Consider the following 20159-nt stretch of genomic DNA (forward strand, 5'->3'; position numbering starts at 1 on the left):
CCATCTCATCTCACCCTGTATACGATCAGCCGAACGGAGTTCGCGATAACCGGCAGCGACGACAACTCGTGTACCAGTGCCCCAGTCACCGGATTCAGAATGCCGGGAATGGTGAGCACCACAGCGGCGACCAGCACAACCACCGAGAAGATGAGGTTGTTCCGGATTGTCGAGAGCGCTTTCTTCGAAAGCAGATGAAGATGGGGCAGCGAGGCGAGATCATCTGATAGCAGGGCAATATCTGCTGTCTCAATAGCGACATCGGTGCCGCTCAGTCCCATGGCAATCCCGACATCTGCAGCAGCAAGGGCCGGCCCATCATTGACCCCGTCACCGACAAATGCAACACGATGGCCTCCTGACTGCATCTCCCGGACAATCGCGACCTTCTCCTGCGGCAGCACCTGTGCATAGATCTCCGTAATACCAAGGGCACGTCCCACCGAAGACGCAGAACACTCCTGATCTCCAGTCACCATCACACAGCGGAGACCGGCCAATTTGAGCCTGGTGACGATCGCGCCGGCATCTTCCCGAAGAGAATCCTCAAACATCAAAACTGCCGCGATTGTGTTATTGATCGCAAGATAGGCGATTATCTGTGAGTCCATGGCGCAATGCCGGGTGATATCCGCTGCATAAGGATCCACAACAACTCCATAATCCACCATGAGCAATTCATTTCCCAGAAGAACCGATGCTCCTCCAAGGACAGCACACACACCCCGGCCCGGCAAAACCTGGAATGATTCCGGGTCTGGGACGATCAGGTGACGACGCGACGCCTCCACCGTTATCGCCCCGGCAAGCGGATGTTCACTGAACTTTTCTATACCTGCCGCCACCAGAACGACGTCATCCTCTGTAAGGTTCCTGAGCGGGTGAACAGCGGTGAGAGCCGGCTTTCCGACTGTCAATGTCCCGGTCTTATCAAAGATCACCGTATCCACAGCTGCCATCTTCTCAATCGTCTCCCCGGTCTTGACGAGATTTCCGTACCGGGCGGCATTGCCGATGGAGGCGACGAGTGCAGTCGGTGTTGCAAGGATGATCACACAGGGGCAGAAGACGATGAACATCGTGATTGCACGCAGGATATCCCCGCTCCACCACCAGATGAGACCACCGAGAAGGAGTGCTGCAGGGGTGTACAGCCGGGAGTACCGGTCGAGCACCCGTTCTATCGGAGGTTTCTGGTCTTTTGCTTCCACAATCAGGTTCCGGATCCTCCCGAGGAGAGTCTGATCACCTGTTGTACCGGTGCGGATCTCAAGCGCTCCACACTCATTGAAGGTTCCGGCATAGACCATATCTCCGCTGGTTCTAGAAATTGAAACGCTCTCGCCGGTGATGGTAGCCTGGTTTATGGATGCCGTCCCGGAGATGACTTCTCCATCAACCGGGATCCGTTCACCAGACCTGACAAGCACGATCTCTCCTTCTCTCACCTCATCGAGAGGTATGAGGATATCACCGCCATCCTGCCGTACCGTGACCTGATCCGGCAGGAGAGCGGCAAGCGCTTCCATGGCGTTACTCGCCCGAGCAGCCACATACGCTTCCAGCATCCCACCAACAAGAAGAAGCACCGCGACAACTGCTGCCGCCGGGTACTGACCGATCGCAATTGCAGCGAATGTCGCAAGCGAGACCGGGATATCGGTCGTAAAATCCCGGTTCCAGATCCCCTGCAGTGCTGATAACCAGATCGGGATAGAACCGGTGAGTGCTGCAATCAGATAGAAGAGACCGCCCGTGCCGGAGGTGACGGTTTCATGGAGCATCATGTCGGGATCGATAAGGATCGCGATGGCGAGCAGAAGACCGCTAGCCAGAGTAAAAATTGTCTCAGGTTCCCATAACAATTCCCGGTAGCCAGTGCGGGCCGGTCTCTTTGAACAACACGAACAGGAACTCATGATGAATCACCCCAGCAGACAGATCTGCAAAGCCCGGTTACCTGCATCAGATACTCCCAGTTCCTTCTGCCAACCGTTCCCCTTTCTGCGTAAGGTTATACAGGACCGGGAATGATGCCCCGTTCCGTGCGCAGCACGATGCACAGCAATGCCGGCAACCGCTCTCCGAATCCGCCATCTCTTCCTGTCGGGCAAGGTACCCCTGCCGCTCCATCAGGGCGAGCCGATCTGCAAGCTGCTCGCGGGTGATCCCGATATCATCTGCAATCTCTGCATGCGTTACAGTCCCAGATTGGATCATTCGGGCTATCGATATGATCATTCCCGCCATTGCAGTCAGGCCCCCGCGAGATCGTTCAGGAATGCACGACCCCAGGTGATCAGCCCGATAATCGGCACGAGTGCAAGATAGAGCATCGGGACGACGAGCTGGATCGGGACCCAGCTTTCCTCACCCTCAGAGAAGAGGAGGATGTCGATTCCCTGCGCCCCGAGTGAGACAAGGGCGACAGCACCGAATACCAGGGACATAATCATTCCGGTATAAAGGAACGCAGGTCCATCTACCGATCCACGAACCAGTTTGTGGCATGCAAACAGAAACACCGTCCCGATAACACAGAGGACAAAACCGCCGGCAGGATCAGCCGGGATGAGATACACGCCGGTTAATTCAGCGAGTGATGGTATCGCAGCCGATGTGATCATCGCGATGCCGAAGATCAGGTATAGGACGCCAAAGAGTGCAGCAAATATGATCTTTCCATTAATCGCCATTTCAGTTCCCCCCAATGACAAAGTGCCCGAGGCTGGCTATGATGAATGCAATGATGTACGCGACCGAAAGGCCGTAGAAAACCGAGAAGCCAGTCCATTTCCATGACCCGGTCTCCTTGCGAATGACGGCAAAGGTGGTGAGACAGGGGAGGTAGAGCAGCACAAACGCCATCAGGGCGAATGCCGTGACTGGTCCGAGGTGTGGATCTGCCAGCAGTGCACTCTGAAGCGACCCTCCTTCGTCCCCGGTCCCGTACAGGACGCCGAGGGACCCGACCACGACCTCTTTTGCCACAAAGCCGAAGAGGAGCGCGACTGCGATCTTCCAGTCAAAGCCCAGTGGCGCGACAAGCGGCTCCAGCACGTGGCCGATCAGGCCGACAAAACTTTCCGCGCTGCCGTACTCAACCCCAAAGGGAAGCGATGCCAGGCCCCAGACGATAATACTTGCAAACAGGATGATACCTCCTGCCTTTCGAAGATACATCGATCCCCGGTCCCACATGTGCACGACCGAGGTCGCAAACGTCGGAAGCCGGTACGGCGGCATCTCCATTAAAAACGGCGCAGGTTTCCCGGGCAGAATCGTCTTCCGGAAGAGCCATGCTGATCCGATCGCAACCGAGATCCCGAGCACATAGAGAACAAAGACCACGGTTCCCCCATTTTCCGGGAAAAATGCGCCGGCGAAGAGGATGTACACCGGCAGGCGTGCCCCGCAGGACATGAACGGGTTGATCAGGATCGTGATCAGCCGGTCTTTCGGATCTTCGATAGTCCTGGTCGCCATGATGGCTGGAACATTGCATCCAAAGCCGATCAGCATCGGGATGAACGATTTGCCCGGAAGGCCGATTGAATACATCAGCCGATCCATGACAAAGGCCGCACGGGCAAGGTACCCGCTGTCTTCGAGGATCGAAAGGAGGAGGAGGAGGATGAAAATGTTGGGGATGAAGACGAGGATCGCACCCATCCCGCCGATGATGCCATTTCCTAATAAGGAACCGAGCCACGCGGGTTCCATACCGGATCCAACGAGATCCGCACAGTAACTCATGAGAGCATTGATTGCGTCTGAGAACGGAGCCCCGGCTGCAAACGTCAGCTCGAAGGCTCCCCACATCAGCGCAAGGAAGATCGGGATGCCAAGCCAGCGGTTGGTGATCACCCGGTCGAGGAGGTCCGAAGCGTTCATCGTCCGTACACAGGTCGCACAGACCTGCGGGAGGAGTGCTGTGATAACCTCGTACCTCCGGTCCGCCATCGCAGCCTCGGTCTCTGCTGGGTCGATCATTGCAAGCACAGCCTGGGCAGCGTTTCGGGCGGGACTTTCTATGATCTTCTCAAGGGCATTTTCATCTCCTTCAAGGAGCCGGATCGCCAGCCAGCGGGGAGGATACCGGGTGGAAAGCGCCGGATCCTTCCCCAGTGCCGTAACGAGTTCGGCAATCAGACGCTCGGTTTCATCGCCATACCCGATTGCGTGCTCATGATGCGGGGAGGTTTCGGCTTCATGGATTGCAGTCCGGAGGAGTTCGTCGAGCCCTTCCCCTTTGCTCCCCACAGTTCTGACAGCCGGGATCTCGAAGAATTTTTTCATCATAACCTGATCGATGGCAGTACCGTTCTTCTCGGCCATATCTGACATGTTGAGGGCGATCACGAGCGGGACCCCCAACTCCATGAGCTGGGTGGTGAGGTAGAGGTTGCGCTCGAAGTTGGTTGCATCCACGACATGGACCACAACATCAGGTTTCTCCTCGATGATATAGTCCCGGGCGATCACTTCGTCTTCAGAATACGCGGTCAGGCTGTAGGTGCCGGGAAGATCGACAACCTCAATCTCGTACTCCCCAAGACGAGCAAAACCGCTCTTCTTCTCGACCGTGACCCCTGGCCAGTTACCGACCTGCTGACGAAACCCGGTGAGGGCGTTGAAGATCGTACTCTTACCGACATTCGGATTTCCAGCAAGTGCGATCCGGATGCTCTTCTTCATGGTGAACCTGCTGCCACGCTCATGCCCACGAGAATCTTCATGGCCATGCCCCTGGATAGGGCATACCGGGAATCGGCAACTGATATAATCAGGGAGCCCCTGTCCGCACAGACCACGGTCACCCGGCTGTCAGGATAGATCCCCATAGCAACGAGCCGTCGGAGCGTGCCGCCTGTTGCCCGAATATCAGCTACGACAGCTTCCGTCCCGGGTGAGAGAAAGGAGAGAGGCATGGTCCCCATCTTCACGCACCCTCTGATGTTACCGAGATGAGTCGGGCTTCCTCTTTCCTGAGGGAGAGAAAATAACCTTTCACCTGGTATTCGACCGGATTGCCAAGCGGGGCTGCACGTACCGCTTCAACGACAGCGCCCTGAACAAAACCGAGGGCGAACAGTCGTTTGCGGACCGGACCCTGTGCCAGCACCGAAACTACACGACAGGTTCCCGGGGGCAGAATCCGATCGAGCGTGGTGATGCTGTCGCGCACTTCGGATCCCTTCGGAATCTCTTTTGATAATTCCATGTAAGAATCTCAGATGTTTGGTCTGGATAACAGCGACCCGAAGATCATTCGGATCCAGTAGAACCGGTCGAACACTCTTCGGATTTTTCCCCGGAACTGAAATTTTTGCGCAGATAACCATATTTAGGGCAACCTAAATATTATATTCTCTAATGATCAAGATCGATTATGCATTCGCTCAGCAGGAAAGCGGAAGATTATCTCGAAGCTATCCTGAACGCTTCATTTGAGAAGGGGTACGCTCGCACCAAGGATATCGCCCAAGAGCTCTGCATCCAGCCGCCGACCGTGGTCGAAATGGTCAAAAAACTCGACCGGATGGGCATGATTACCTACCGAAAGTATGAAGGAGTCACCCTGACGCTGCAGGGAAAAAAGATTGCAGAGGTGATCCGGGACCGGCACGAAACACTCCAGTCTTTTCTCGAGTTGATGAAAGTGCCCCATGCCATTGCGGTCAAGGATGCCTGCATGATGGAGCACGAACTCAGTACAGAGACCATCGAGCAGCTCCGTATGTTCCTGGCCTTTCTCAAAGTGAACCCACAGGTTGGATCGGTCATGAAAAATTTTGAAGCCTTTTCGATCAGAGTGGCAGATAGGCACCAGGATGATGCCCGTGGGAGTGGTCAGTCCAGTTTCCAGTCATGATCGATTCAATGTGAATGCTCGGGCAACCCGTCATGGTGATGGCTCTCGATATGATGAAAACATGGTCCCGATCCCGTGGCCGGGTCAACATGGATGGTGGCATTCGACAGGTACCGGAGATAGTGGAGGAGTTCGTGTTGAAACTCTTTAGCAATCGCGTGGCCGTTCTCCACAGTCAGAGATGAATCGACCGTGATATTGACCTCCGCATGAAGCCGGTGCCCCAGCCATCGGACCCTAACATCGGTGATCGCCAACACACTGTCGACATGATCCACAGTATGGCGGATCTCGTCAGTGATCGCTGGATCAACGCCATCGAGCAGGCGGGTGAGGATTGTTTTTCCTGACTCCCAGACGATCCAGAAGATCGTGATCGTGATGATGAGACCAATAATCGGGTCGACGAGCGGAAATCCACAATAGACCCCGACTGCACCAACAAGGACCGCTAGGCTCGTCAGCCCGTCAGTCCGTGCATGCAGGCCGTCGGCAACGAGTGCGGCACTGCCGATCTCTTTTCCGACCCTGATGCGGAGGCGTGCCACGGCTTCGTTCCCGATAAACCCAACAACTACCGCTACTGCAACCGCCCAGAGATAGGTCACCTCCCGCGGGTGAACGAGCCGATCGATCGAAACGTATCCGGCTACAATCGCCGAGGTCAGGATCATCAGCACCACAAAGACGCCAGCAAGGTCCTCGACACGGCCGTACCCGTAGGTGAACCGTTTCGTCGGACTCCACCGGGCCATCATGAACGCGAACAACAGTGGGATCGCGGTGAGTGCATCACCTAAATTGTGGATCATATCAGCGAACAGGGCGATGCTGCCTGAATAATAGACGATGACGACCTGGATGAATGCGGTCAGGAACAGAATAACAAACGACCATTTGACCGCCCAGATCCCCCGTTCGGTGGTGAGAATAGACGGGTCGACAATACCATGGGTGTGGGTATGGCCATGATGGCCAGCCCCGTGCTCAGGGTCGTGATCTCCGGGGTGTTCATGGTTATCATGATTATGAATCATCCTTCCTTGACCTCCTCATTCGTAAGACCCTCTTTTGGAGCCTGATTCATCATGCTCCAGGGGAGAACGGTGATGGTGGTCCTACTCTCCCAACAGTATGCCTCGACCCGGGTCACCACCCGACCGGCCATGCTGCTGGAGGTCAGGATCAGCGAGTCCTGCCCACTGAGCGCGCGAAGGATGCATTTGTCGATCACCCCATAGGTGAACTCGAGGGTCAGGTCCTCCAGGGTGGCACATTGTTTCGCACGGGTTCCCATCGCCCCAATTGCGAGGCCAGGGTGATCATTCACCCACGCGGCGATCGATGACGTCTCCACCTCATCGACATTGCAGACCGAGATAGTACCCGGCGTCGGATGAACGCAGGCCTCGTGATGGATGTGCTCGAGGATATAGACCATATCAAGGACACTGCGTGGTTTATGGTCAGGCTGAACGAACCCGCGCCGCCCGAGCTCCTGTGAGAGTTCGAGGAGGGTCGGCACCGAGAGGTGCGCTCTCCGCACATACTCGGTGTTCCCGAACGCCACGTCCGGCACGTCCTCCTTGAGGATCCTGCCGTCGAGCAGGAGGATCGCCCGGTCTGCCCACGGATACGCCAGTTCGACATCATGGGTGGAGATGATCACCGTCTTTCCGTCATGGTGCAACTCATCGAGCAATTCCATGAGATCCTCCGAGCCGGCAGGGTCGAGGCCGCTCGTCGGCTCGTCGAAGACCAGCACGTCAGGGTCCATGGCGAGCACCCCGGCGATCGCCACCCGTTTCTTCTCTCCGCCAGAGAGCTGGTGAGGCGGGCGGCGCTCGAACCCCTCGAGCCCGACATACTGGAGGGCAAGCGCAACAGCCCGTCGGATAGCCGGCTCATCGAACCCAAGGTTGGCCGGGCCGAACGCCACGTCCTGGTACACGGTCGGCGCGATGATCTGACGGTCGGAGTTCTGCAGCACGTACCCGACCCGTCGTCGGAGCTGACGGAGGGACCGGGTATCGTACCGGATCGGTTCATTATCGAAGAGCATGGTGCCAGCGTCCGGACGGATCATACCATTGAACATCTGCAACAGCGTGGACTTGCCGGCGCCGTTGGGGCCCACGAGCGCGATCTTCTCACCCGGACGGATATGGAAACTGATCCCCCTGATCGCCTCTCGGCTCCCCGGGTACCGATACCTGATATCCCGTGCTTCGATGATGATGCTCATGGGATCATCCCCCAGGGCCTCATCGCCAGCAGTATACCGGTCAGCCCGGCCAGGTACAGCAGTACCGGGACGAGTGACTGTAATTGCATCGGTTCCGCCAGATCCAACGAAGGAAATATACCATCATAGCAGCGGCAGTCCATCGCATGGATCAGGTCCTCTCCTGCACACCAACTGGAGATGAAGAGCGTCCCGCAGAGCATGGAGAAGGAGCGGACGGCCTCCCCTGGTCGGCTGTAGCCGAGGCGCATCACCTGCGCATGCCAGATCTCGACGGCCTGGTCATAGATGATGAAGATGTACCGGTAGACGATCATCATCAGGTCGATCAGTTCGATGGGGATCCCGATACGCTTCATACCGTTGAAGAGGTCCGTCATGGGCGTCGTCAGCGTGATGAAGAAGAGCGAGACCGAAGAGCCGAAGACCCGACAAAGCACCAGCAGACTCTGGCTGACAGCCCCAGTGGTGATGGTGAGATTGATCCATGGCACCGGGTTGAACCGAAAGATCACATCTCCTCCCCCGAGCATGAAGAGGAGGACGACGACGCTCATGGTGGTGAAGACGATCGGACCGAGCAGGAGTTTCCCATACTGGATCGGTGAGACCCGCCCCGGACCGATCAGTACTAGACTGAGGATAATGCCCGAGATCACCGGCACCACCGGGGACGGGGAGATAAGACAGAGGATCAGAGATCCCAACGCAAAAATGAGTTTTGTTCCGGGGTGGATATGCCGGAATGCACTCTGCTGGGCGATGGAATCCAGATTCGTTTCAATCATAGAACTCACAGGGTTGGCGAGGATCGTCGCTGCCCCAGCCAGTACCCGAGGACCAGCCCGACCACTAAGCCACCGAAGGTGGCCTGTAAGGCAAAGAGCGAGGACTCGATCTCACCACTTGGGGGGACGTACTGGGGGATCAGGGGTTTGAAGGAGTCGACAGAGTGGCCGGTCAGGTTGGCGATCATATCAGACCCCACGTCGTCAGACCCGGTAAATTCATGAGTGCCCCCTGAACTGGTGATGATGAAGAGCCCGACAAAGGCGATCAGGGTGATGAGGGTGAACACTTCAAGTTTCCTCTTAAACATCAGGCCACCTCTGCATCGCCGGCCAGCCGCGCTTTCGCGATCTGTTCCTCTGAGAAGACATGAAGTTTCAGGATGATCTCAGGCTTGAGCTGGATGATGTACTTGAAGACCAGGGCGAGCACGACACCCTCCATGATCGAGAGCGGAATCTGAGTGATCGCAAAGATCGAGAAGAACGCTGAGAATGATGCCAGGAACCCGCCGACCTGGGCCGGGTAGGCCAGGGCCAGCTCGAAAGAGGTGATGATATACGTGACAATATCAGCAACGGCAGATGCCAGAAAGACGGTCACATAGATGTTGATCGACGTGTCCTTCATGAGTTTGTACACGGCGTACCCGGCTATCGGACCGCCGATGGCCATGGAGACCATGTTGGCGCCCATCGTGGAGAGGCCGCCATGAGCAAGCAGGAGGGCCTGAAAGAGAAGCACGATCGCACCGACGACTGCAGTGACACAGTACCCGAAACAGATGGTCGACAAACCAGTCCCAGTCGGATGGGAACAACTCCCAGTGACCGAAGGGAGCTTCAGGGCCGAGAGGATGAAGATGAACGCTCCGCAGACCCCGAGCAAAGGCAGGTACTCCCGGTCTTCTTTCATCATTCGACGCAGTTGAATAATTCCCATGACAAGGAACGGCAGGGCGATGAGCCACCATACGAGACACCAGCCGGCCGGTAGAAATCCTTCCATAATATGCATTTTATTTCTCCACTCAAGTGTACCTGTTATAATTAAATAAAATTTGCTTTTTGATTTTATCGTGGAATCCCCATCCATTCGGTGTTGGTTGGAATTTCTGGATCGGATCTGACACAGGAACCTGGAGATTGATGATACGATCACAGCATACTCCCCTGGGTTGCCTCTCTCAGGGGGTCAGGATGGTTTCAACAGGAAAGCATTCCAAACTGGGCGAACTGATCGGAAAGGGGGTGATCTTGGCCCCCAGACCGCACTGGAACGTCAGACCGACCCCTCGCCAGCCTCTCAGAGGAACGTCCTCGACCGGCTTGCACGCTTCTCGGTGACTGAGGAGGATCTCTGAGGATGTGCTCAGGATCTGGCAAATGAGTCCCGGTCGACGGGGCTCTCAAAAGAGGCGTTCATCACCCGGTTGAAGATGCTGGCGCAGGATCCGTCGCTCGTCGTCCTTGTGGCGGCACTGCTTCATATCATCGATGAAGCAGCCTGGGGTCTCCTGCCAGAGGCCGAGGCCTGCGAGGTGGCCAGCAGCATAGTGAAGCATACGGCCGGAGTCGAGGTGATACCATGGGATAAGAAAAGGACCACGGTGCAGGAGTCGATCCTGCACGATCTGAAGATGACTGTATGTACCTGGGTACTGCAGGATTGTTCGGGTGTGAACACCCCTCTGGCACCAATGCAAAGGGGAACGGTAAAGCAGAAGTCATGAGATCTGAAAAGAGAGAACATGTCAAAAATTATTGGATTCAGTCCTGATTCGTCAACGATGCAGGATATAGAGGAGTTTGAGAACAAAGTGATGATCCGGCGGAAGAACCGGGTGCTGCTGGGAACGGTGTATGCCGATATCCAGCAGGATCAGTGGGCGGTCGCGATGGCATATAACCTATCCCATCATCCGGGACTGTACGGACATGAGCATGGGCTCGAAGTGAGGTACTCCTATTCACCACAAACCGGGGCCGGCGTGAGGATGTTCCGCTCTGATGTCGACCAGGAGCGTACGCTGGATGTGGCCGGGTTCAAGAGCCCGGATGCGTTTATCAGGTATGCAGTGGACCAAGAGAAGAGACTGGCGAACGAGTAAAATTCTGTTGATCCGAGGAGGAGGGAGGGGATGATCAGCCAGACTGAGTTCCATCGCCAGCCTCTTTGGAAGGTCAAACGCGATCGGGTGGAAAATGGATAAAGAAAAAGGAGATTGAGATTAAGAGCGATATCTTCTTCACTCAATTAACTCTCAATCAGTGCCGGCTCGCCGGGCAGACCAGTGAGCCGCGATGAAGAGGCGGATCAGTTCGGTGGCCACCGCCGCCGTCTGGCCGTCATCGGTCGGGCAGACCTCGACATAGTCGAAGCCGACAGCCTGCGGAGCGAGCCGGGTCACCACCTCGCGGAGATCATACGGGGTCAACCCGAACGGCTCCGGGGTGCCGAGACCGGGAGTATAACAACAGTCGATTGCATCGGCGTCGATCGAGAGATAGACTCCCTGATCCCCAATCGTCTGCTGCACCTCGTCGAGCACTACGCCGATCCCATCCCTCCGCACCTGGTCTGAGGAGTAGAGGATCAGTTCCTTCGCAAACTCGTACTGCTCGCGGGTGCCGCTCCGCTGGCCAATCATCACGATGTTGGTCGTCCCCTCATTGTAGACCAGCCGGGATGTGCACCCATGGTTATAGACTGCGCCCCGGTACTCCTCGCGGAGGTCCAGATGGGCATCACAGACGACGAACCAGTCGGGCTTCACCGCCCTGACCGCGCCGACGGTGAGCGTGTGCTCTCCACCAAAAAAAATCGGAATCTTTCGATCCCTGATCAGGTCAGCGATCGCCTCTGCGACCATTGCGACCGCCTCCTCTGAGACAACCGGCAGGTCGAGATCCCCGAGATCACAGATCGGGACCTGATCCAGGTCCAGATCATAGACTGGGATATAGGGTTCAAAATTATAGGAAACATCCCGTATAGCCCGGGGGCCAAAGCGCGTTCCTGGCCGGTACGATGTCGTACCATCAAACGGGCCCCCGAGCATACAATACCGGGCGTCGGCATAGAGTGCCTCGGCATCAGCAAAGAGATAGTTCAGGACGTTTTGCATACGGTTACTAGAGCCGTACTGATTAATCCAGTTTCCGCATCCCCATCGATTCGATGTAGGTGACCTCTTTCCCCACCTCGACATCGTTCTTCTTATCATCGGTGATCTTGATCTCGAAGTTCGTGAACTCCTTAAGGTCCATCAACTGAGCCATGTCCCCGCTGATCGAGAGCACCTGTGCCGCCTTCCGTTCAACGATCGGGACGTATGTCTTGGCTGATACCGGCTGAACAATCGAGCGCTTAACGCCGTCAAAGATTCCGACCACATCGATACGTGCCTTGGCCGCACCGTGTTTGCCTGGCTTTGATGTGTTGATACCGAGAATCTTGCATGGCTGATCATCGACCACCATGTACCGTCCGTCCTTGAGCTTTCCAATTTCTGTCTGTTCCTTCATCTTAATAACACCCGATATATCAGTTGCAGTGATAGTTTATCTTGATTGAATTACATAAATACGACGTACGGATACCATAAAAAACCGGAGGTTTCATGGAGTTTCTTGCTGCTTGTGAAGAGATGGCTGAACAGGTCGGGACGGCGATCGCCGATCTCGTCGATACCGAGGATGGAGATCAGTTCATCAGGATGGGGGCCGATGGCACCCCGACCAAGAAGATCGATCAGATCGCCGAGGATCTGGTCGTCGAGTACCTGACCACCCACCGCCTCTGTAAAACTCTGATCAGCGAGGAGTGCGGTAAGATGGATATCGGTGGCGAGAAAGGGACGATCTTTCTCGATCCGGTCGACGGCACCTACAACGCCCTATCAGGGATCCCATTCTATGCGATCTCGATCGCCTATGCCGAGGGGGGCGTGGTCAGGAAGGGGTTCGTCCGGGACCTGGCCAATGACGAGACCTTCTCTGCAGAACTCGGTAAGGGAGCCTTCCATAACGGCGAACCGGTCACCACCTCGTCGACTTCGTTGCTCGAGGCGAGCGCGATGTCGATCTATGGGCGCAAGTTCGATCCGGCCAACGTGATGGATCTCGGCCGAACCGTCCGCCGCTGGCGGCTGCTCGGGGCATCGGCCCTCGAACTCTGTTACACTGGTTGCGGCCGGCTCGACGGGTTCATCGATCTCCGTGGCACTCTCCGGGTCACCGATGCGGCTGCCGGGATCCTGATCTGCACCGAGGCCGGTGGAACAGTCACGGACCGGGACGGGCTCCCACTCCACTTCCCCGACGAGGTGACGATCGGTCGCTGCCTGGTCGCTACCAACGGGGTGCTCCACCCGAAAGTGATCGAGTACCTGAGATGATCCCATGAAACTGCTGCTGATGTCCCGTATCGACAGCGAAGAGACGCTGGCATATACCCGGACGCTCGGAATAGACCTTGAAAATGTCGGTTTTCAGATCATCTATGACACGGCCACAGCTTCAGCCTTGGAAGTGAATGGGGTTCCCCTCTCCTCTGCAGACCCGGACGCGGTCGTGGCGATTGGCGGGGACGGGACGATCCTGCTCTGCATTCAGCAGATGAACATTCAGCGCCCCATCATCGGGATCAACCGGGGTGAGGTGGGATTCCTCGCGGACCTTGAGCCAGAGGAGGCGTTCTCGTTTCTGAAGGAACTGAAGCCCGGCTTCCCTGTGGAGCGAAGGATGAGGATCGACCTCTCGGTCGACGGCAAACCACTCGGAACCGCGCTGAACGAGGCAGTGATCGTGACCAGCCGGCCAGCCAAGATGCTCCGGTTCTCGGTGCTGGTCGATGGGGTCCGCGCCGAGCAGTTTCGGGGGGACGGCCTCCTGATCAGCACCCCGACCGGCTCGACGGCGTACGCGATGAGTGCCGGGGGGCCGATCATCGACCCCCGGATCGAGGGGTTTCTGCTGGTTCCGCTCGCACCATACATGCTCTCGTCCCGCCCGCACCTGATCTGTGCGACCAGAACCCTCGCAGTCAGGCTGGAGGCGAGCAAACCGGCGCACCTGGTCTTGGACGGGCAGCGGACGATCGATCTCGGGGACCAGGCGACGATCGAGATGACCCGCTCGCCAGAGCCAGCACAGTTCATCGATGTGAACCGGAACTTCTTCTCCAAGGTCGAGCAGAAACTCCGAAATCTCTGATCCTCCCTGAATCCCCCCATATTTTTTGCAGTTCAACGAGTGAACCATGACCAGTATGCCAAAAACCATAGATCACACAGCCAGAGCAGTTCCCCGGACCTACCAGCAGAGTCTTGAACAGGAGCAGGCGGTAGTAATTCTTGGTATCTCCCGCAAAACAGTCTGGCGCGACATTCAAGAGGCACACCGTAAGGTCACGGATGTCCTCATGCATGGCCAGCATCACCAGCACCATCCCTTCCCAGAGCACCGAGACCGGTCGCTGGACACGATGCGGGTGTTGAATAGACCCTATGCAGCGGAACCACGGAGTATCTTTGACAACACACAAGCACATCTTCGGACCAGTCCTCTCCCGCAGGCTCGGACTATCGCTCGGCATTGATCTGATCCCATTCAAGACCTGCTCGTATAACTGTGTCTATTGTGAATGCGGATCCTCGCCAGATCTGACCATTATACGGCAGGAATTTTTCCCCGTAGAACAGGTCATCTCCGAGGTCCGTGACGTGCTCGCATCCCGCCCCCACCTCGATTCGATCACGTTTGCCGGTTCCGGTGAACCGACCCTCTCCCGGTCGCTCGGGCAGGTGATCACGTTCATAAAACGCGAGTACCCGGAGTATACCCTGAGTGTCCTCACCAACGGAAGTCTCATGACCGATCAGGGGGTTCGGGATGAACTGACCCCTGCCGACCGGGTCATTCCGACCCTGACCACGGCCTCCCAGGAGACTTTCGAGCGCATTCACCATCCCCACTCCTCGCTCAGCATAGAGGCGATCATCACGGGAATGGTGCAGTTTCGGAAGATGTACGCCGGTGCGCTCTGGCTCGAAGTGTTCGTCATCCCCGGCCTGAATACCTCTGCAGCGGAGCTGGCCGGCCTGAAATGGGCGATTGAACGGATCGATCCGGATCGTGTCCAGCTGAATACCCTTGACCGGCCTCCTGCCGAGGATTGGGTTCAGGCGGCTTCGGACGCCGAACTGGAACGGGTCAGTGCAGTGCTTGGACGGTCTGGGGTCGAGATCGTCGGCCGGGACCATCCCGGTTGCCGGGCAGAAAAGACGAAGACGAATGTCAGCGACCTGATCCAGGCGACGCTCTATCGCCGGCCGTCAACCCTCGAAGACCTCGTACGGACCACCAGCCTGAGCACCGGCGAGCTGGCTGACATTCTTGGCGTGCTCGAAGAGAAAGGGACGATTACTTCCCAGAAGGGGACCCGCGGAATTTTTTATTCAATCTGCCAGAAAAATTCCATCAATGGGATACCTGAATGAAGGTTACCATTCTCGTGGACAATACCGCTCTCTTCGACCGATTCTTCATCGCAGAGCACGGTTTTTCCGTATTTGTTCCTTCCTCCAGGGAGAAGGTGCTCTGGAAGAGGAGGAGTCCCAGCTGTCATAAACGGGGGATGGGTGATTCCAATTGATTGAAATTCAAGATCTGTTGAAATCCTCTAGTACTATGATCGCACGATAAGGCAAATATCTAATAAGAATCGTTGCTCCTTGAGTCAATGGCAAAACCAACAACAAGGAGCAGAGATAATGTCAACGAACTGGTATATCAAACTTATCAGATACATCTGTTCAGTACTACGATCCTCCCATTTCCCTCTTTATTCCTGCAAATATTCCAAGAGAACGTATACTCAGCATCAGCTCATGGCTATTCTTCTCTTTCGTGAAGCCCTTGGTACTGACTATCGGGATGTGGTTGAACTCATCAGTCTGATGGGTCGGATCAAAGACATCCTCCAGTTGAACCAGGTTCCCCACTACTCGACCATCCATAAGTTCATGGCTCGAACTCCTTCTGCAATATTCTCGATATTCCTGAATAAAACTCTCAAATTGTTTTATTCCTGGGGTGAAATTGTTCCAACAACTGCCATCGATTCTACGGGATTCACAAGTCCGTACGCCAGTCATTATTACTCCTGGCGTACGGGAAAAATGCGAAAAAACATTGTGAAAACGTCGATTGCAGTAGATACACGCAAGCAGGTGATTCTCTTCTCCAAAATCTCGCTGAAACCAGTTCACGACATTAAACACACTGAACCACTTCTCAGGCAGTGCCAGAAGACCAGAAAAACCGGGTGTTATGTGATGGATAAAGGGTACGATTCCGAGGAACTTCATCGACAGATCAGGGAAGAGATGGGTGCTGATTCGGTGATACCTGTCAGAACCTGGAAAGGAAAGATCTATTCGGGGAAATACAGACAAGAGATGAATAACAACTTTGATTCAGAACGATATCGCGAGAGGAACAAAGTTGAAACAGCGTTTTCAGTCATCAAAAAAAGATTCGGAGAGGACCTCAAGGCACGAAAATATTGGTACCAGGTCAAGGAGATCAAGGTCAAAATGATCCTCCATAACCTCACGAAGGTGATTCAATCAGTCGTGATTATCACCATAGTTGAAGCATTTCAACAGAGCCGAAATTCAGTCATGGTGAACCTCAATCTTCGTTTTGGGTTAAACGTTTGCTTCCCCCGGGTCCAGGAGGTACCACCGCACGATTTCACTCACTCTTCTCATCGTCGGTCATCTCTCCAAGGATATCCAGAGTCGGTCCGACTTCGATGATCCTGCCACCCCGCATGAGAGCGAGACGGTCGCAGATATCCCGGACGAAGTCCATGTCATGAGAGACGACGACAAACGTCTCATCCATCTCATCGCGGGCATGCAGGATCGAATGTTTGACATCCTGTTTTGTGATCGGATCCATCGTTCCCGTCGGCTCATCAAGGATTACCAGGCGCGGCTCCCGGATCATTACCTGCGCGAGGGCGACCCGGTGCTTCTCCCCCTCGCTGAGGTGACCGGGCAGGCGGTCGAGGATCTCCCTGCTCTTATCCTCGGTGAACCCAGCCATCTTCAGGGTCACGACCGCCTTGCGCACTGCCAATTCTTTCGGAAACTCCAGTCCGATCGCATCGGTCAGGTTGTCGATAACCGTTCGGTGCGGGTAAAGGTCGTACTCCTGGTGGAGGAGCCCGATGTAACTCTTCGCCCTGCCACGGAACTCGATCCCCGGTTTGGTCATATCGATCCACTCCTCTCCGACCTTCATATTCAACTCCCCGCCCGTGGGTTCAATAATACCGGCGATGATCCGTGAAAGAGTGGTCTTGCCAGCCCCACTCTTCCCGATGATGCCGAAAATCTCCCCCCGTGAGACTTCGAACGAGACCCCGTTGACAGCCCTGATCACGCCCCGGTCCACCGAGATGTAGCGCTTCTCGACATCGCGGGCCGTCAGGATTTTCTCGCCATGTTTCACAGGCACTGAGGATTCGATCTCATGGTAATCCTCTGCAAACGAATCGATGATCTTCTTCGGGGATCCGATCGCGACGATATCTCCATCCACCAGCAGCATCGCACGGTTCGCCAGGTCCTCGATCACCTGGGAGAAGTGCGATGTGACGATCATACCCATTCCGTTCTGTTGCACTGCTTGCGTGAGCATCCTGTGCACCTGCCGAGCCGTCTCGGGATCGAGCGTTCCCGTTGGTTCATCGGCAAAGAGCATCGCCGGATTCTTTGCGAGCTGCCGGGCGAGGACCACCCGCTGCTTCTCGCCACCCGAGAGATCACGGGCGATATGCATCATCCGGTGCGAGAGTTTCACCTGTTCGATGAGGTCGGCCGCTCGACTGACCGCACGCTCCTGAGGGTAACGGATGTCGTCGAGGGCGTGGAGTACGTTCTCAATGACCCGGTCATTACCATAGAGGGCAAACGTCCGCTGGAACATGATGGCGGTTCGGTTCATAACCCGGGACTTCATACCGTCGTTCTTCTCATCCCAGAGATCGACGTCGACGGCCACGAGCTTCCCCCCGCATTCTGGGCATCTCCCGCCGGCCCGGCTCTGGACGTCCATGAATGTACAGCGATCACATCCCACCATGTGGTAGACAATAGAGCCTTGGGTCGGTGGTTGTTCAACCCCCCGGAGGAGGTGCATCAGCACGCTCTTACCAGCCCCGCTCCTTCCGATGACACCAATAATCTCCCCTTCCTGGATCTCGAACGAGACCCCATTTAAGACTCGTGTATTCCCGAAGTCCATGCAGAGGTCATGTACACTGATGAATGGTTTTGGCATCTCTCATCCTCCTTTGTCTTATTATTATCTACACATATGCGCATAAGTATCTGATCATAAAAAATTTTAAAAGAGAATGCAGCAGAGATCGGTCCTGCACGCATTGCGGATAAGGTGTAGACCGAGATCTAAATGAATCCATTATAATGGTGAGTCCGGGACCACAATCTCTTGATATCTACAAGATTCAACCGTGAGAGGTGTCATTTGGGACACTTTGGACACCGGCCCTCAGCTGCTTTTGTACAGCCAGAGATTTCGATCCCTTTCCCGTGGACCAGCGCGTCAGCGATCTTGCGCCGGGCTTCATGCAGATCCCGCCATGCAGTCTTGCGTGAGACTCCAAGCCTTGCTGCCGCTTCTTCCTGCTCAAGTCCTTCGAGATCTATAAGTCGTATCAACTCGATTTCATCTGGTTGCAACGAGATGCCCGGTCCTTCTTCCTCCGGGCAGCAGCAGGGTCTGAAACAGCGTGATTCCTGGTTGCCATTGATTATCCGCCGGAGTCGTGGCCTTCCCCGGCGTGGACACTCCAGTGCCTCATCAATTTCATCAGATCTCATGACCAGCTCCTTATCATAGAATATACCCAGAATCGTATAACTTGTTTCCCGGTTCTGCTGCAACCTCACGATTCAAAAGGTGCCCGATTTCCAGAACATTAAAAAAAGGTTCCTCTCGGGTCCTGTCGGAGATATTTAAAAAAGGGGATATCCTCACTGGCAGTTCGGGCCTCGATTGCATCGATGTTGATTATCCCCTGGTACACGCCCGGATCCGCAGCAGCAGGTATCACCGGATTTCAGGGCGGACGTGCAGGATTCCCAGTGGTGGCCGGCGCTTTCCAGATGTTGCTCACCACACGCACAGGTGTGCAGGGTAGTGGATTCAGTCTCGTCGCTGGGATTGATTGTATCCTTGTTAACTGGTTGCGTGTCTTCTGGCATAGGTTCACCAACCGTACGACTGCCGCACGGTAATTACTCATATGCGCATAAATGACTTAAACCATTGCACCAGAACCCAACACATCTCATCGACGTGAATCGGCACTTCCTCTCCAAGTCGAGCAGAAATTCTGGAATCTCTGATCCCCATTATCCTCCATCTTTATATTAATGAAGGGCAACGAGTGAATCATGATCACTCTATCAAAAACTGTGGATTACGCAGCCGGCGCAGCTGCCCTGATCTCTCTGTTGGGACTCTCTGGCTCACCGGTGGCCATCCGGTTCGCAGCGACAAAGGAGGCGGTTCCTGAAGGGATCGACGAGGTGCCTGAGACAATCCGGCACTGTAGTATGGTAAATCTGGCACGCAAGGAAGGGAAGATCTTTTCTGCGACTGCGGAGAAGCACCTCTGCAACGGTGGTGCCTGGTCGCTCGGGCTCAGGCCGATCACCCAGAGTCTTCGGGACGGGGAGTTCTACTACAAACTCGGCAAGTTCGAGTCAGACGCTGCCTGCAAGCGGACGATCGATCAGATCCCGCGTCTGGAGACCGGTTCCACCTATGCAACGCTCTACGCCCCGCTCGAAAAGACTCCGTTCATCCCTCAGGTGATTGTGATCATCGCCAACCCGTTTGCGATGCTGAAACTGGCCCAAGCCTCCCTGTACCACCTCGGCGGCCGGCTGCACCCCTCATTCGCCGGGATCCAGTCAGTCTGCGCCGATGTGACCGCCAACACCTACCTCACCGGAGCGGTCAACATCTCGCTCGGCTGCGACGGGTCACGGAAGTTCTCGGGGATCGCCCCTGACGAGATGGTGATGGGTTTTCCAGCAGAACAGCTCGGCGAGATCGTCGACGCATTGAAGATCGTCTGCGCCGCACCAGGTTCGCAGAAGAAATAAAAATAGAGGATAGAGCAAAGCAAAAAAGACTGGGAAGG

The 20159-nt window shown here is 55.6% G+C and carries 25 protein-coding genes and 1 pseudogene; 11 read left to right on the forward strand and 15 right to left on the reverse strand.

The window, feature by feature from the left end:
- Nucleotides 1-5 precede the first annotated feature (5 nt).
- Genes MPAL_RS11595 through MPAL_RS11620 form a run of 6 tightly spaced genes read right to left on the reverse strand, consistent with a single transcriptional unit; the run spans nt 6 to nt 5224 of the window.
- Entirely contained in the window at nt 6-1919 is a 1914-nt protein-coding gene (locus MPAL_RS11595) for a heavy metal translocating P-type ATPase (RefSeq protein ID WP_012618926.1), read from the reverse strand.
- Nucleotides 1920-1965: 46 nt separating this feature from the next.
- Nucleotides 1966-2220 (reverse strand): helix-turn-helix domain-containing protein, encoded by a 255-nt coding sequence (locus tag MPAL_RS11600; protein ID WP_148208235.1) that lies wholly within the window; start codon nt 2218-2220, stop codon nt 1966-1968.
- Nucleotides 2221-2255: 35 nt separating this feature from the next.
- Nucleotides 2256-2696, reverse strand: coding sequence for a hypothetical protein (locus MPAL_RS11605; protein WP_012618928.1), 441 nt, complete (start codon nt 2694-2696; stop codon nt 2256-2258).
- A gap of 1 nt (nt 2697) precedes the next feature.
- Nucleotides 2698-4698, reverse strand: a complete 2001-nt coding sequence (gene feoB / locus MPAL_RS11610) for a ferrous iron transport protein B (protein ID WP_012618929.1) — start codon at nt 4696-4698, stop codon at nt 2698-2700.
- Entirely contained in the window at nt 4695-4940 is a 246-nt protein-coding gene (locus MPAL_RS11615) for a FeoA family protein (protein WP_012618930.1), read from the reverse strand. The genes feoB and MPAL_RS11615 overlap by 4 nt, the downstream gene beginning before the upstream one ends.
- A 2-nt stretch (nt 4941-4942) precedes the next feature.
- Nucleotides 4943-5224 (reverse strand): FeoA family protein, encoded by a 282-nt coding sequence (locus MPAL_RS11620; RefSeq protein ID WP_012618931.1) that lies wholly within the window; start codon nt 5222-5224, stop codon nt 4943-4945.
- A gap of 168 nt (nt 5225-5392) precedes the next feature.
- Here MPAL_RS11620 and MPAL_RS11625 point away from each other — a divergent pair, with 168 nt between their 5' ends.
- Nucleotides 5393-5875 carry a metal-dependent transcriptional regulator gene (locus MPAL_RS11625; protein ID WP_012618932.1) on the forward strand — a complete coding sequence of 161 codons (483 nt, stop codon included), beginning with the start codon at nt 5393-5395 and terminating at the stop codon, nt 5873-5875.
- Between the two features lie 5 nt (nt 5876-5880).
- Here MPAL_RS11625 and MPAL_RS11630 read toward each other — a convergent pair whose 3' ends face one another.
- From MPAL_RS11630 to MPAL_RS11650, 5 genes are read right to left on the reverse strand one after another with little or no spacing between them, the layout of a single operon-like run.
- A complete protein-coding gene (locus MPAL_RS11630; RefSeq protein ID WP_012618933.1) occupies nt 5881-6912 on the reverse strand; it encodes a cation diffusion facilitator family transporter in 1032 nt (343 codons plus the stop codon).
- Nucleotides 6909-8120 carry an energy-coupling factor ABC transporter ATP-binding protein gene (locus MPAL_RS11635; protein WP_012618934.1) on the reverse strand — a complete coding sequence of 404 codons (1212 nt, stop codon included), beginning with the start codon at nt 8118-8120 and terminating at the stop codon, nt 6909-6911. Before MPAL_RS11635 ends, MPAL_RS11630 begins: the two co-directional genes overlap by 4 nt.
- On the reverse strand, nt 8117-8908 hold the full coding sequence (cbiQ, locus tag MPAL_RS11640) for a cobalt ECF transporter T component CbiQ (RefSeq protein ID WP_012618935.1): 792 nt from the start codon (nt 8906-8908) through the stop codon (nt 8117-8119). Before cbiQ ends, MPAL_RS11635 begins: the two co-directional genes overlap by 4 nt.
- A gap of 5 nt (nt 8909-8913) precedes the next feature.
- Nucleotides 8914-9219 (reverse strand): energy-coupling factor ABC transporter substrate-binding protein, encoded by a 306-nt coding sequence (locus MPAL_RS11645; protein ID WP_012618936.1) that lies wholly within the window; start codon nt 9217-9219, stop codon nt 8914-8916.
- A complete protein-coding gene (locus MPAL_RS11650) occupies nt 9219-9926 on the reverse strand; it encodes an energy-coupling factor ABC transporter permease (RefSeq protein WP_012618937.1) in 708 nt (235 codons plus the stop codon). The genes MPAL_RS11645 and MPAL_RS11650 overlap by 1 nt, the downstream gene beginning before the upstream one ends.
- Nucleotides 9927-10086: 160 nt before the next feature.
- On the opposite strand from MPAL_RS11650, the gene MPAL_RS11655 reads away from it, so the two are divergent.
- The 3 genes from MPAL_RS11655 to MPAL_RS11665 all read left to right on the forward strand — a co-directional run bounded on the left by MPAL_RS11655 (nt 10087) and on the right by MPAL_RS11665 (nt 11019).
- The gene (locus MPAL_RS11655) at nt 10087-10272 is read left to right on the forward strand and encodes a hypothetical protein (protein ID WP_048145370.1); all 186 of its coding nucleotides are present in this window, start codon (nt 10087-10089) and stop codon (nt 10270-10272) included.
- A 75-nt stretch (nt 10273-10347) separates the two neighbouring features.
- A complete protein-coding gene (locus MPAL_RS11660) occupies nt 10348-10641 on the forward strand; it encodes a hypothetical protein (protein WP_048145371.1) in 294 nt (97 codons plus the stop codon).
- A gap of 57 nt (nt 10642-10698) precedes the next feature.
- On the forward strand, nt 10699-11019 hold the full coding sequence (locus tag MPAL_RS11665; RefSeq protein WP_236610381.1) for a hypothetical protein: 321 nt from the start codon (nt 10699-10701) through the stop codon (nt 11017-11019).
- A 153-nt stretch (nt 11020-11172) separates the two neighbouring features.
- Here the strand turns inward: MPAL_RS11665 and speB are convergent, their stop codons facing one another.
- Both speB and MPAL_RS11675 read right to left on the reverse strand, forming a co-directional pair.
- The gene (speB, locus tag MPAL_RS11670; RefSeq protein WP_012618939.1) at nt 11173-12036 is read right to left on the reverse strand and encodes an agmatinase; all 864 of its coding nucleotides are present in this window, start codon (nt 12034-12036) and stop codon (nt 11173-11175) included.
- Nucleotides 12037-12058: 22 nt separating this feature from the next.
- On the reverse strand, nt 12059-12436 hold the full coding sequence (locus MPAL_RS11675; RefSeq protein WP_012618940.1) for a translation initiation factor IF-5A: 378 nt from the start codon (nt 12434-12436) through the stop codon (nt 12059-12061).
- 95 nt (nt 12437-12531) lie between these two features.
- Between MPAL_RS11675 and MPAL_RS11680 the strand changes: the two genes are divergently transcribed.
- The 6 genes and pseudogenes from MPAL_RS11680 to MPAL_RS11695 form a co-directional block, all read left to right on the forward strand.
- On the forward strand, nt 12532-13308 hold the full coding sequence (locus MPAL_RS11680; RefSeq protein WP_012618941.1) for a bifunctional fructose-bisphosphatase/inositol-phosphate phosphatase: 777 nt from the start codon (nt 12532-12534) through the stop codon (nt 13306-13308).
- A 4-nt stretch (nt 13309-13312) separates the two neighbouring features.
- Nucleotides 13313-14125 (forward strand): NAD(+)/NADH kinase, encoded by an 813-nt coding sequence (locus tag MPAL_RS11685; RefSeq protein WP_012618942.1) that lies wholly within the window; start codon nt 13313-13315, stop codon nt 14123-14125.
- 46 nt (nt 14126-14171) lie between these two features.
- Nucleotides 14172-14510 carry a DUF134 domain-containing protein gene (locus MPAL_RS15380; protein WP_083767053.1) on the forward strand — a complete coding sequence of 113 codons (339 nt, stop codon included), beginning with the start codon at nt 14172-14174 and terminating at the stop codon, nt 14508-14510.
- A complete protein-coding gene (locus MPAL_RS11690; RefSeq protein ID WP_236610382.1) occupies nt 14443-15411 on the forward strand; it encodes a radical SAM protein in 969 nt (322 codons plus the stop codon). The genes MPAL_RS15380 and MPAL_RS11690 overlap by 68 nt, the downstream gene beginning before the upstream one ends.
- On the forward strand, nt 15408-15566 hold the full coding sequence (locus MPAL_RS16345; RefSeq protein WP_012618944.1) for a hypothetical protein: 159 nt from the start codon (nt 15408-15410) through the stop codon (nt 15564-15566). The genes MPAL_RS11690 and MPAL_RS16345 overlap by 4 nt, the downstream gene beginning before the upstream one ends.
- Nucleotides 15567-15684: 118 nt before the next feature.
- Nucleotides 15685-16584 (forward strand): annotated as a pseudogene (locus MPAL_RS11695) (IS5 family transposase); the annotation flags it as partial.
- Nucleotides 16585-16669: 85 nt separating this feature from the next.
- On the opposite strand, the gene atwA reads toward MPAL_RS11695, so the two are convergent.
- Both atwA and MPAL_RS11705 read right to left on the reverse strand, forming a co-directional pair.
- The gene (gene atwA / locus MPAL_RS11700; RefSeq protein WP_012618946.1) at nt 16670-18265 is read right to left on the reverse strand and encodes a methyl coenzyme M reductase system, component A2; all 1596 of its coding nucleotides are present in this window, start codon (nt 18263-18265) and stop codon (nt 16670-16672) included.
- A 203-nt stretch (nt 18266-18468) separates the two neighbouring features.
- Complete coding sequence (locus tag MPAL_RS11705) at nt 18469-18828, reverse strand: DUF134 domain-containing protein (RefSeq protein ID WP_012618947.1); 360 nt, start codon at nt 18826-18828, stop codon at nt 18469-18471.
- A gap of 576 nt (nt 18829-19404) precedes the next feature.
- Between MPAL_RS11705 and MPAL_RS11710 the strand changes: the two genes are divergently transcribed.
- The gene (locus MPAL_RS11710; protein ID WP_012618949.1) at nt 19405-20121 is read left to right on the forward strand and encodes a DUF169 domain-containing protein; all 717 of its coding nucleotides are present in this window, start codon (nt 19405-19407) and stop codon (nt 20119-20121) included.
- The last annotated feature ends 38 nt before the right edge of the window (nt 20122-20159 follow it).

It is taken from the genome of Methanosphaerula palustris E1-9c, from assembly GCF_000021965.1.
Classification (GTDB): domain Archaea; phylum Halobacteriota; class Methanomicrobia; order Methanomicrobiales; family Methanospirillaceae; genus Methanosphaerula; species Methanosphaerula palustris.